Below are 13156 nucleotides of genomic sequence, written 5' to 3'. Positions count from 1 at the left end.
TCCAAGGGCGCATACCTAAGCGGTAAGAAAGTTCCCATTCACGACCGAGGTAGCAGAATACGCCGATCAAGAAGTGGAATACTACCAACTGGTAAGGACCACCGTTGTACAACCACTCATCTAAGGAGGCAGCTTCCCAAATGGGGTAGAAGTGTAAACCGATAGCGTTGGAGGAAGGAACTACTGCACCAGAAATGATGTTGTTTCCGTAGAGCAAAGAACCTGCAACTGGTTCGCGGATACCGTCAATGTCAACGGGAGGAGCAGCGATGAATGCGATTACGAAGCAAGCGATCGCCGATAGGAGGGTGGGGATCATTAATACACCGAACCAACCGATATACAAACGGTTGTCTGTGCTGGTAATCCACTCGCAGAAGCGGCTCCATACGTTAGCACTTTCGCGCTGTTGTAAGGTAGTTGTCATGTGTTTATAATTGCGTTTGAGTTATGTATGTTTTGGTAGGTGTTTCTACCTCATGAATTTATATTAAGCCTTATGTTTCGATTTGTAAAGGGGTTTTCGTAATATTTTTTAATAAATTTAGAAAACTGGGTCATCTTTATGGCTATAATCTAGATATGGCAAGGCTTTTAACCATTAATCTTTTTTGTAACAACTTCTAATTTTCTTGTAAGCTACTACCTTATTCCTGAAATTTTGGGTGCAGACCCTGCGCCCCTACTGTATATGTCGCTATCTGGTCAAAATATTGTTACCTACAGTCCTGCTTATACTATTGTCCCGACTTATGAATGCTTTAACCGCTGTTCCTATTGCAATTTCCGCACAGAACCGGGTAAAAGTCCTTGGTTGACCCTTGAGGCTGCTAAAAAGATTTTTTTACAACTTAAAAATCAAAATGTCTGTGAAATCCTGATTTTGAGTGGTGAAGTCCATCCCCATTCAGCCAGAAGAGAAGCTTGGTTTGAGCGAATTTATGATTTGTGTGCGTTAGCATTAGCAATGGGATTTTTACCCCATACCAACGTCGGTCCACTGAGTTGGACAGAAATGCAGAAACTTAAAACCGTGAATGTGTCAATGGGGTTAATGTTGGAGCAGTTAACACCACAACTATTAAATACAGTCCATCCTCATGCACCGAGTAAATTGCCCCAAGTGCGATCGCAACAATTACAATGGGCAGGAGAGCTAAAAATCCCCTTCACCACAGGATTACTTTTAGGAATAGGAGAAACAGAAGCAGATTGGTGGGAAACTTTAACCGCTATTTCCGAATCTCATGCACATTACCATCATATTCAAGAGGTAATTCTGCAACCCCACAGCCCTGGAACTGTGCAAACCTTTGACGCACCACCATTTGACCCCCATCAATTACCGACAGTTATCGCTAAAGCACGGGAAATTTTACCAGCAGACATGACAATTCAGATTCCCCCCAATTTAGTTGAAGATGAAAATTGGTTACTTGCTTGTATAGCCGCTGGAGCAAGGGATTTAGGAGGAATAAGTCCCAAAGATGAAGTTAATCCTGATTATCCCCATTTACAGGAACAGGAACTCAGAAATATTTTAGAGTCTAGAGGCTGGGAGTTAGTACCACGTTTACCACTGTATCCCCAGTTTGACGACTGGTTGGGTGCAGGGTTACGACAGCAGGTACAAGAATGGCGAGAAAGATTTAAGCTCTAGCCCTGTTCATGAAAAAATAGCGACACAGCACGATAAAAGTAACATTAAATATGCTAATTAATCTAATGTATTTACACTGTAAACGAATATGGCTACTAGTATATCCTCTAGGACATCCTTCCTGCTCCAGTTAATAGGTATCATCTGCATATTGTTTTTTTCTCTAGACTTTCTATTTTTATTATTCCCTTTACAAATTACAGATAAACTCTGGCAAATTAACCTGTGCAGAAGTCTTGTAGATCAGGGTATTGTACCATTACTTGGTCTAGGAGCGATTATAACTGCATACTGGGTTGATAGAGCTAGTGAAAGTAGTCGTTCCTCTTCCTCTGGTCTAAAATTGCCAATTTTTATCCTATCTAGTTTGTTAGGACTAATATTTTTACTGATTTTTCCCCTACACCTGAGTAACGTCAATCAACTAAAGGTAGAGGGGTTAACACGGATTGAGAAAGAAGCGGAACAGTCAGAAAACCAAGTTAAAAGTCAATTAGCACAACTCCAAAATCAACTTGGTAATGATCAGGTAAAAGCATCTGTCGAGAAACAACGCGCTGCATTAAAAGAGCAACTCAGAACCCAGCTAAATGAACTGGTCAAGGATGAACAAAAGTATAATCAGGCACTTAGTAATAACCAATTACCAGAGGCACAGAAGGATTTACTGAAGCAGTATAAAACAAATCTTAACTCTCTTGATAATTTCATCGCCCAGCAAACAGACCCTGAACAACTCGCAAAGCAGAGAATTAGCCAAATTCAGACCCAAGCACAACAACAGTTGCAAAAAACCCAGGAAGATGCCTGGAAGGAATTGCGAACTGGTATTAATAGTTTATTATTGTCAATTGGTTACATTGTCATCGGGTGGAGAGGATTAAGAGGTATGGGTGTTTCCAAAAGTGGTTCTAGTAGTCTGTCAAGAACTAATTGACGGATAAAGGCAGGTAGGGGAGGTAGGGGAGGTAGGGAAGAATAGAAGTTTTTTCCGATCATTACCCGTCAAAATGAATTTGACAACCTACTAGAGGGGCAAATGAGTCTATTTTCTTCTCGTGAGCCTGTAACCTGTAACCTGTCACCTGTAACCTGCCCCCGTGGCGTAGCACCTGTCACCTGTAGCAAAATGTAACTCTAGTTGGTTTGCCATTTACACGCTGTTTGGTAGAATATCTAGGTTGTTTAATCTCATGATCTTCATCTTTGAGTCAGTCAATAGATACTATCAACCTCGATACATTAGCCCAAGAACTAGCAACTATCCAGCAAACAGGTTCCAAGCGGATTGCCTTGCTAGGCTCTCGTCATGTGCCAATTACCCACCAAAATCTGATTGAAATGATGACTTATGCTCTGATTTTATCGGGCAACCGCATCATTACTTCTGGTGCTACAGGCACAAACTCTGCGGCCATCCGGGGCGCAACCAAGGCTGATCCCAACTTACTCACGGTAATTTTACCCCAGAGCTTGGAACGTCAACCCCAGGAATCGCGCCAGCAATTAGAACAGGTGATGCACCTGGTAGAAAACCCCAGTAATGATAACTTGTCTCTAGCTGAAGCGAGTTACTTATGTAACAAAGAAATCATCTCTCGTTGTCAACAACTAATCTGCTTTGCATTTCATGATAGTCGCACTCTGCTACAAACCTGTAGTGATGCAGAAGACCAGCGAAAAGTGGTAACACTCTTCTACTTTGACTAGAGTGAACTGCTGTTTTTGCAAAGCGAATGATGGAGATGGGAAATTGTTGGGTAAAGGGTAATAATTTAACTAAATTACCCCTTATCCATTGATAAAAATGATCAAGACCACGCCAAGTACCCTAATTAAATTAATTGAATGTCCCTATCTCTGTTACCAGTACCTGCTATTTTTTTATACTCTATTGTCGTCGCGGCTATTCTCGTTTATCTACCCTATTTATTGGTAGCTTTTGCTAGAGTGCAGATAGGATATGATCTTTCTGCTCCTCGCGCCATGTTTGATAAGTTGCCACCCTATGCTCAACGGGCAACATGGGCCCATGAAAACTCCTTTGAAGGGTTTATGGTTTTTGCCGCAGCAGCGTTAATGGCGTATGTTACTGGGGTGAATTCAATTGAAGCAGTAACCGCAGCGATCGCTTTTAATATTGCTCGATTGCTATACTCTATTTTCTATATTACGAATATACCCCTGTTGCGATCGCTCATGTTTATTGTTGCTACTGTCAGTTCTGGAACTCTGTTTTACCTCAGTCTCATGCAAATTAAATAATTAGCTTGAGTTGCTTCAAGGTCTGAGGATAATATTTATCTTACCAATCACCAATTACCAATTTTATTTATGGCTTCTACTTTTTCCTTTGATATCGTCAGTGACTTTGACAGACAAGAATTAGTTAATACTATTGATCAAGTTACAAGAGACGTTAAAAGCCGTTACGATCTTAAAGACACTCAAACAACGGTTGAATTAGGCGATGAAAAAATTACTATTGGTACTGATAGCGAATTTACTTTAGAATCAGTCCATACTATCCTGCGGGAAAAAGCTGCCAAGCGTAACCTTTCTCAAAAAATCTTTGACTTTGGCAAAGTTGAATCTGCTAGTGGCAACCGTGTCCGTCAAGAAATCACCCTGAAAAAAGGCATTAGTCAAGACATTGGTAAACAAATTTCTAAATTGATTCGGGATGAATTTAAAAAAGTTCAAGCCTCAATTCAAGGTGATGTTGTGCGGGTGACAGCTAAATCTAAAGATGATTTACAACTAGTTATGCAACGTCTCAAACAAGAAGACTACCCCGTTGCCTTGCAATTTACCAATTATCGTTAGAAAGAGATAGGAGGCAGGGAGTAGGGAGCAGGGATCACCTGAGTTCTATATAAGAAATTGGCTTAAAAAGCTTGCCTGATAAGCTTTGAGACCAAATGAGCTAGGCACTTTTTTACAGATTTTATTGAGAATCAAAGCCATTGAACAAAGTTCAAATCCATCTTTCAGTAAAAAGCCTTATTTATAATGTTTTCGGGCATTTTTTTACGTCTAACTCAGGTGATGTAAAACCGATATACAGCAATGGTTTTGGAGATCCAAAGGGAATATTTAATCACAAGGGAAGCGGTAGAACCATAATACTAATTCGTAATACCGCACCCAAAAAAGGGAAAAAATCCAAATTCAAAAAATGCTGCTGTTAAATTGTCTTTAATTTGGCACTTATTGATTATTAAAAAATCAAGGTTCCAAACTTTTCTGATAATCTAAATTTAGAAATAGTAGTACACCTGCAATACCCATTCCAAGCAGAATAAATTGGGGAATTAAAGTTGACAATAATGACACACTTAGAGAATTTAAAAAAGGGATTATTTTTAATATTTTTTGTAATATAAGTTGTAAACCGAAAACACTAAAAGTAGTCAAAAGTGAGAAGAAGAAGACTCTCCACCAATTTCCCTTTACTATAGTGCGACTATAATTAAAAGCCGCTTTTCCTTTTTGACCCCGAAGAGCAAAAGTATAAAGAACATATCCATTATTAATACCATAAATAATACCTGGTACAATCAATAGAAATAAACGTAAAATCAAACCAATAGTAAATTTAAAATTCAAATTAATAGCAGTTCCTATATTTGGAAATATTTGACTCATCAACGATTTAAATCGAGTTTCTTTGTTTAAGACTAAATTTTCTGTTGCAATTACTAGTGACATAGCATATATTGCTATAACTATGAGCAGATAAAACCACACACATAGCTGTGTAAATAATACAAAATCACGATACTGTTGAAGAATCTGGAGCATTGTTGCCCAAGGAAGAATTAAGACACAAAATTGTATCAAGAAGAATTTTATATTTTTAAAATATATTTCATATCCGAAAACTATAATTTCTACTAATCCTAGTTTTCTACTTTGAAGTTCAGATAAAATACTCATATCGATTATCGCATCAACAGTTATTTATATATTACAATAAAAAATACGAAATTTAAGTATAAATATCTGCGTTTATAGACAAAGCGACTCGAAAACCAATAGTGAGAATCCTGTTTTCAGGTGGAACACCATTACGATAGCTGGAACGACACACTTCAGGAGTATCAAAGCAAGATCCGCCCCGTATTACCCGATGTGATCCTCTATGATTGCTTATCCGTTCAGTTCCATCTGTAAGAGCATTAAGATAATCAATATACCAGTGGTCAGCACACCACTCCCAAACATTACCATGCAAATCATCTAGTCCAAACCCATTAGCAGCTTGATAAGAACCAACTTCAGTTGTTTGTCTGTTTGATTTCCTTTTTTGTCTAGGACGATCTTGTGGAGTTCGGTTATAAGTCGCTACTTTTGGTGAAATGGTTTTACCAAAATAAAAAGGAGTATCTGTTCCAGCACGACAAGCATATTCCCATTCAGATTCACTAGGTAAACGATAGGGTCTTCCAGTTAGTAGTTGCAATCGCTCACAAAACTCAATTGCTTCAAACCAAGTAACCCGTTCTACCGGAAGGTTTGTACCTTGGAAGCGAGATGGAGTAGGATATAGGTCAATCCTAACTTTATCGTTCCTAGCAATAGCTTCCCACTGTGCTTGAGTGACAGGAAACCTACTCAAAAAGAATGGAGCAATATTAACTAAATGTTGAGGTTGTTCTTGAGAATTTCCTTTTTTCTCAGATGAACCCATTTGAAATTCCCCTCCTGGTATCTGCACCATTTCTAGCCCCATTTCCTGTCCTAATGACTCGGAGAAAACTTCTGCCTGACCTTCATAACGATTAACGACCCATTTTGAACCCAAATTCATAAATCTAGGTTGTTTAGTCAGTTCAGCCCTTTGAAACTGGAACTCATGCAAAGAAGGAGGAGGAATTTCAATAGTATTAAGATTCCAAACTGACTTCTCAAATTCGGGAATTGATAAAGTAACTCCTGCCACAACAAGGCGATTATTGTGGGTTGAAATTTGATTAAACTTAGATTCTGCTTCTTGTTTATTACCACGAGCTAAATCACGCATTCCTTGAAGATAGATTATTAAAGGCTCGAATTGTGCATCCCTAAGAGGCTCTGCTAATGTTTCAGCCAGTTTAGACATCCGCACCCATTCTGTTTTTTCATCTAGCTTTAATTTATTGATTTGTAAGGCTAAGTCACGAGCGGCTGCTTCAGGATAAATATATGCTAATGCAGTCCAACGTTGAGCTTGAGCTATGCTCCGAACCGAATTTTTCCGACTATTCAGTTGTTGTTGTATGTAAGCCAGTAGAAAATGAGCTAGTTTATCAATACGTTTATGATTATTTTTGTTAAATAGAGGATTGTTGTTTAGTTGTTTTAGCAAAGCATTCCGTGTCTCCAGTTCCATTTCATATAGCTCACGTCCTACTTCATGACACAAAGGGGATAATAGTAAGTCTGCCACCGCTATCCAGGGAATATTTAATTTTTCGCCCCGTATATCTTGTTGAAAGTTAGCCCACAAACGATAAAGTAGATGAGGTGTAAGAGCAATGGGAAATGCAGCATGATATGCCAAATACAAATGTGCTTCACCAAATTGTTCCCTAAAAATTTCGATTCTTTGGGTAATGTCTGATGAACTAATTTCAGTTGCTGATAAACTAGCTTTAGTCATGCTAACGAATTGATTTTCCTGATTGTTGCTTACGTCCGCGCAGCGTCTCTATAGTTTGATAAAATTCCTGACGATTAATTTCAAACATAGGTACTAGCTCGGCAATTTCAGCAGCAGTGGTTGATTCCCAACGTTTACGGGGAAAAGGATTAAGCCAAGCAATGTGTTGTACATATTGTTTTAACTCCTTCAGGAAAAATTTAGTGTGACGACGACGCTTAGAATTAAACTGTTCATGAGCAGCACCTGCATCACTAAAGATTAAGCAAACAACTCTCGTTTTTGGTAATTGCGAGAGACAATCTTCAATAGGTACTGCTTTTAGGTGGTATGGATCTGTGTAAAGATAGTCATTGGGGCAGTTATGAAAATAATAAACTCTAACCTGATTAAAACGTCCACCTTTTGAAGCTGTATCTACAAGTGCTTGAGAGAGGTGATGAAAAGGAACCATCGAGCCATCTTGATCGATGAGCAATAAAAGTTCTATCTTGTTGATACGACGTGGTTTTAGTACCGGATTGAGAAGAAAACCCTGTTGTCCAATTTGATGTATGGTTTCTTCTATATCTAGTTCTGTTGGGACACCCTCTTGAATCAAATGTCGTAGATGTCGCCACCCCTGCTTAATTTGCCGATAAGTAATAGGAATATCTTGGGTAATAATGGTGAAATTATCACCAAGCTGATTATACGGCTGTTTTATTGCTGTAGGAACTTGTACTTCTTCAAGTAGGGTCTGAATAACTTGAGGAGATAGCTTGGCTATAGGAAGATTAGTGCGATCGTCAGTATCTTTATCATCAGCAGCATTAATTCTTTTGCTTATGCTTTTGAATCTTATAGCAATTAATATAATCAATAAAATTGAAATTGTAATTAAAAAAAGTTCTCCCCAAGAACTAAACCACTCACCTAAAATAGAAAACCAAGAAGGGTAAACTTTTTCAATATCTTTAAAATCATCAGCAATAGTCAACGTAGCAGTGCTTTGAGTAGTTATTTTCACTCCCCCGTGAGGATCTATTAATTTAAATATAACTTTTTCATTACCCTCAAAAACATCATCATCAAAAATGGGAATACTGATTTCCTTCTCTCCCATTTCACCATCGTAAAAAGTTACTGTTATAGGATTACTAGCAATGTATTTTAACTCAAATAGGTTATTATAAAAGCTTATGGTAATGTGAGTATCATCAATATATTTTGGGTCATCTAAATCATAAAGTGCCGATTCTTTGATTAATTCTTTTTGAATTTTTGGTTCCAACAATAATTCTTGAATTTTTTTGTTTCTTTTTTCATCTTTTTCTTGGTCATTCAACCGTTCCCATTTACTAAGTGTATAATCTTCTAATATCTTAGAATCTATATATTTATCATTTATATTGAGTTTTTCTAATAAAGACCTCCATCTCCATTCATTTTGAGTGTTTAAAGACATACCAGCGAAATAATCATCTGTTTCATTAATCTGAATTGTAGCACTGACCTTGCCTTTACTTCCACCAGTACGAGCAATTCTAATTTTGGCATTTTTCTCATTCTCTAGTATAGTACCAAGAGAGTCAGAGAAGGGCATAGTCTTAAAACTTAAGATACCAGCAGAATTTGTTGGTGGTTGTCTTGACAGTAATGAATAAAGAATAAATATAATAGCCGTTATTAAAGATGAAATAATTCCAAAAGCGACATATCTAATCCATCGCACAGATTTAGGCTTTTTAGTATTTATATAATCAGCTTTTAAACTATCCGCAATACTTTTTAGAGACTGACTTGCTTTTCTGGTTCTTGATAAAATAGGTAGGGGAGTTCTTTCAGGAATTAATAAGTCAAAATATTCTTGGAATATCAGTTGTTCCTCCTCGGATTTAACCCAAAGAGTGCAACAAAGTTGAGCTAAAGAATTGCGATCATTCTGACCGAAACCAGCATCCAGTGCTTGAAGTAACAGATAATACTGCTCTAATCCTAACGGCAGTCCTGCTGATTGGAGACGATAAAATAACTCTAAAAGTGCTGGTTCATTCATTATCATTACTTAACCTTAAATAACTAATATGTGCTTCCCAGCTTTTAAGCAACACTTCTAAATAAGGTAGTTGTTTTTCTTCTAATTTTTTTAATCCTTCTTCTAAAGAGTTTTGTCTGAGTGCCTGAATCCAATCTAATAACTCAGATGTACTGACATTCTTGGCATATTTTCCTGTTTCTTCTTGCATCAATTCCCGCAATTCTAAAAATCGGGAAACAGATTTTTTAGTCAGTTCATCGGCAATTTCTGGAAATCTGGCTTTGACAAGTTGTACAATTTGCTCATATTTAGGAAATTTAAGATAATGGAATAAACATCGGCGTAAGAAAGCATCTGGTAAATCCTTCTCATCATTACTCGTGATAAAGACAATCGGCGCAGCTTTGGCACTGATTTCCATTTCTTTATTATTGACTCTAACTTCTTCAATTTGAATAATTTTTTCATCAAGTTCTAAAAGTAAGTCATTAGGAAAATCAATGTCAGCTTTATCAATTTCATCAATCAAGACAACAGTACGTTTTTCATTCTTAAATGCTCGTCCTAGTGGTCCCAGACGTATATAGGATATTGGATCATCAAATCGTTTTTTTTCTGCTGGTGTTAATGAACCTGACGCAGCCAATTGGGCATCCCGCAACCTGCCCACCGTATCATAGGTATATAATCCATCTTTTGCTCGGCTAGTTGATTTAACATACCAAGTCTCAAAATCTAGTTTTAACTCATAGGCTACTGCAATAGCTAATTTTGTCTTACCACATCCAGGTTCTCCTCTCAGTAGTAGTGGACGATTTAAGTAAATTGCCAAATTTACTGCGTCTATTAATTCCCTGCTGGGAAGATAGGGATAAATTGGTTTTCCATGATATAATTCCCCTGGCTTTTGAGGCTGAATTATACCAGTGTATTTAGGATAATTTTCGTTTATAAGTGTAGCCATTTTTTCTCCTGTTGAAACCAATTACAACCGCAGAGGGTACAAATTTTGCGAATAGTTAGATCCGGAATTCCTTGCTTTTCCAAAATAACTTTAATCGTTTCTTCTTTATCCAAAGAAATAGTCTCCGGTAAATTTTCACTTTGCTGTTCAAGCCAAGTTCTGATTATTTCACTGGAGAATGGAATTACTTCTGGTAAAGTAAATGGAAATTTAGTTCTTAAATTATCGTCATAATCATCTACAAAACTGAGATCCCAATTAATTATAATACCTTGGTAATCTAAAAAGAATACCAACAACTTAAATGGACTTATGTTACTTTGAATATCTGAAATTTTCTCATATATATGCAGCCATAAACCATTGATTAAATCTCGTAAGTTATCTTCAATAGATCCATCTACATTGTTAAAACAAATTATAACATTTTGTGTTTGCCATAATTTAAAAATTTCAGAAATAATTGCATTTGGAGAACTTTCTTCTAAATCAACCCAACCTGCCAATTCTTCCCAAATACCTAATATATCAGTTCGTGATGTTGTTCTATTTAAGTCAATCACTATATTTTTTCCGTCCAGACTTTTAGAAATTACGAGTGCTAATCTATTAAGCAACCATCTTTGACCATATTGCTTAGACTTACCATGAATCACAAAAGAGCCATGAGATTGTTTTTTCGTTATGATAATTTTCTCAAAAAATCGTTGTTGTTCCCAATATCCCAATTTGAGCAAAGCTTTATATAGATCATCATGGTTTTGAATTTTTTCTATATCACTACGGGTATCTACTTTCTGATAACTATTAATTTTTACTTTTTTCTCTATACAGTCGAGTTCTTCCTCTATTTCTTCAAGTTTTTGTTCATATTCATCAATAAGTTGCTTAATTTTATATTTTTCTTCTATCTCATTTTCAATAGAATACTTATTCTTTAGCATCCGCAACTTTTTACGCAACTTTGCATAAGAATCTTCCAAATCTTTGTGGTTTAAAATTCCAAATAATTTATTAGAAACTGAAGAAATAGATTGATAATTATCAGCAGATAATTTCAAAATCTCTTGAAAAACTTGCTGATGAGGACGATCTTTTGATAAAGCTTTTATAAACAGGTTTAACTTGTCGTTAGATTCAACCCATTGAATTAGTTTGAAAACTTTTTGCTTATTATTACTTCCACCAGCAATGCTATCTAAATTTTCTTCTAATTCAAGTGTAACTAACATTTCCAGATCAGCTATGTCTGGATAACTGTCAAGAATTACTGTTAGTAGTTGCTTACAATCCTCTCCTGATAATTTCATAATTCAATTTCCTAATAAAACTAATTTTTGTCATTTTCAACAGGATTAATTAAAGGAATAATCAAATTATAAATAATCAATACAATCGAACTATAAACAGGACTATAAAAACTTAATGAATCAAAAGGTTTTCCTAAAGCAAATACCCAAATAATAAAGGCTATAGTAGAAATGATAGTTTGTTTAACCGCTGGTGGCTTTTTCAGTTCATATGTTTGCCGAAGAATATAAAGAGCAGTTAATCCAGTAAAAATAACTAATAAAATCCATAAGATAGTATTTGTGGGAATATTACTAGCACTTTTAATCAGTCCAGTAATAGCAATCCAAGCACCAACAATTTCTGTGGGAATATACTTAAGCAATTTATCAAAATAGCCATCTAATTTTGCACTTTCGCCCTTAGCTTCTAGTTGACTGGTAATAATTCTGCGTCCCATATTAACTCCCTAATTAATTTAAAAAATCTTTAATTTCTTGATAAATGGAAGCGAATAAAATCCCTTCTCTAATAGAGCCAAAACTTTTAGCTCTTTGAGCATGATGTAAAGCTACTAAGCACCAATTTTCATCAAAACAAGGTGAACCACTCGAACCTAAAGCAGTTTTATTGACATATTGAACTAAACCACTATTTTGATAAACTCCTGTAATGCCATCTTGACTAACTGATAATTTCATTGAATCGCCTTCGGGATGTTGTAAAACATTAATTCCCATTTTTTCAAAAGGTACTTTATTGCTATCCCAACGAGCAGGATAAATGTCTGTCGCTTGAGTAATTTTAGATTCTATTTGTAATAAAATATAATCTAAATTATCCGTTTTACTAAAACCTAAAATAGGTTTTAGTCTATCTAATTGAAAAGATTTTCCTTGAGATTCAAGACCATTATCTAATGTCAAACAACCAAACGTCAAGACGGCATTTAAAGCATGACTGTCTATATTATCTTCATCGCTAGGTTGTAAAACATGATAATTAGTTAATAGTTTATTTGGTGTAATTAAAACTCCCGTCCCACTAATATTACGAGAAGGTATCTCAATACGACAAACAGAGGCAGATTGTTCAATTGCCCGTTTTAAAAATCCTACATCCCAATAATCAGGTTCAGGTTTTAACCAACTTTGAAGTTGAACTTCATCCGTTTCCCCTTGCCAGTTAATATCAGGACCAAAATCTCTTGTTTTTACAGAAGAATCAATACTAAACCGCTTTAAAACAACCGATTCGTAAAATTTTGTTAATTCTGGATTATCAGGATTGGTTTCATAGGCAGCTATGATGAGAAGGTATATTTTTCCTCTGGGAATTGCCCATTTGGTTACTAAATTAAATATCAGTTGTGTAAGATTACCTCCACCTGCGATCGCATCCAGATTTTCTTCTAATTCAAACTCAATCATCATCGCCAAATCTTCTTTAGTGCGATAAGCACTAAGAATAGCATTTACTAGCTTTTTTAACTCAGCACCAGATAGGTTCATTTTTAATCTCCCTGCGGTTGATTTCAGAATCAGCTTTTGTAAGGGAGCAGGGGGCAGGGAGCAGGGG

At 36.2% G+C, this 13156-nt stretch carries 12 protein-coding genes and 1 pseudogene; 5 read left to right on the top strand and 8 right to left on the bottom strand.

Annotated elements, in window-relative coordinates; genetic code table 11:
* Positions 1–427 (bottom strand): annotated as a pseudogene (locus IQ226_RS22570) (photosystem II q(b) protein); the annotation flags it as partial.
* 264 nt (positions 428–691) lie between these two features.
* Here IQ226_RS22570 and cofG point away from each other — a divergent pair.
* The 5 genes from cofG to IQ226_RS22545 all read left to right on the top strand — a co-directional run bounded on the left by cofG (position 692) and on the right by IQ226_RS22545 (position 4486).
* Complete coding sequence (cofG, locus tag IQ226_RS22565; protein WP_193899133.1) at positions 692–1660, top strand: 7,8-didemethyl-8-hydroxy-5-deazariboflavin synthase subunit CofG; 969 nt, start codon at positions 692–694, stop codon at positions 1658–1660.
* An 88-nt stretch (positions 1661–1748) separates the two neighbouring features.
* Positions 1749–2597, top strand: a complete 849-nt coding sequence (locus IQ226_RS22560; protein WP_193899131.1) for an HpsJ family protein — start codon at positions 1749–1751, stop codon at positions 2595–2597.
* A gap of 269 nt (positions 2598–2866) precedes the next feature.
* Positions 2867–3370 carry a hypothetical protein gene (locus IQ226_RS22555; protein WP_053540673.1) on the top strand — a complete coding sequence of 168 codons (504 nt, stop codon included), beginning with the start codon at positions 2867–2869 and terminating at the stop codon, positions 3368–3370.
* A 138-nt stretch (positions 3371–3508) separates the two neighbouring features.
* Positions 3509–3925 carry an MAPEG family protein gene (locus IQ226_RS22550; RefSeq protein WP_193899129.1) on the top strand — a complete coding sequence of 139 codons (417 nt, stop codon included), beginning with the start codon at positions 3509–3511 and terminating at the stop codon, positions 3923–3925.
* 69 nt (positions 3926–3994) lie between these two features.
* A complete protein-coding gene (locus IQ226_RS22545; RefSeq protein ID WP_193899127.1) occupies positions 3995–4486 on the top strand; it encodes a YajQ family cyclic di-GMP-binding protein in 492 nt (163 codons plus the stop codon).
* Positions 4487–4888: 402 nt separating this feature from the next.
* Here IQ226_RS22545 and IQ226_RS22540 read toward each other — a convergent pair whose 3' ends face one another.
* The 7 genes from IQ226_RS22540 to IQ226_RS22510 all read right to left on the bottom strand — a co-directional run.
* Positions 4889–5599 carry a hypothetical protein gene (locus tag IQ226_RS22540; protein WP_193899125.1) on the bottom strand — a complete coding sequence of 237 codons (711 nt, stop codon included), beginning with the start codon at positions 5597–5599 and terminating at the stop codon, positions 4889–4891.
* Between the two features lie 52 nt (positions 5600–5651).
* On the bottom strand, positions 5652–7304 hold the full coding sequence (locus tag IQ226_RS22535) for a formylglycine-generating enzyme family protein (protein ID WP_193899123.1): 1653 nt from the start codon (positions 7302–7304) through the stop codon (positions 5652–5654).
* Between the two features lies 1 nt (position 7305).
* Positions 7306–9342 (bottom strand): hypothetical protein, encoded by a 2037-nt coding sequence (locus IQ226_RS22530; RefSeq protein WP_193899121.1) that lies wholly within the window; start codon positions 9340–9342, stop codon positions 7306–7308.
* Complete coding sequence (locus IQ226_RS22525; protein WP_193899120.1) at positions 9335–10288, bottom strand: MoxR family ATPase; 954 nt, start codon at positions 10286–10288, stop codon at positions 9335–9337. The genes IQ226_RS22530 and IQ226_RS22525 overlap by 8 nt, the downstream gene beginning before the upstream one ends.
* On the bottom strand, positions 10273–11598 hold the full coding sequence (locus IQ226_RS22520; RefSeq protein WP_193899118.1) for an effector-associated domain EAD1-containing protein: 1326 nt from the start codon (positions 11596–11598) through the stop codon (positions 10273–10275). Before IQ226_RS22520 ends, IQ226_RS22525 begins: the two co-directional genes overlap by 16 nt.
* 20 nt (positions 11599–11618) lie before the next feature.
* On the bottom strand, positions 11619–12038 hold the full coding sequence (locus IQ226_RS22515) for a hypothetical protein (RefSeq protein WP_193899116.1): 420 nt from the start codon (positions 12036–12038) through the stop codon (positions 11619–11621).
* Between the two features lie 13 nt (positions 12039–12051).
* The coding region (locus IQ226_RS22510) for an effector-associated domain EAD1-containing protein (RefSeq protein WP_228039613.1) at positions 12052–13156 on the bottom strand (1105 nt) is incomplete at its 5' end.

This window comes from Dolichospermum sp. LEGE 00240 (assembly GCF_015207875.1).
GTDB lineage: Bacteria > Cyanobacteriota > Cyanobacteriia > Cyanobacteriales > Nostocaceae > Dolichospermum > Dolichospermum gracile.
This window is presented reverse-complemented; position numbering and strand designations above follow the sequence as displayed.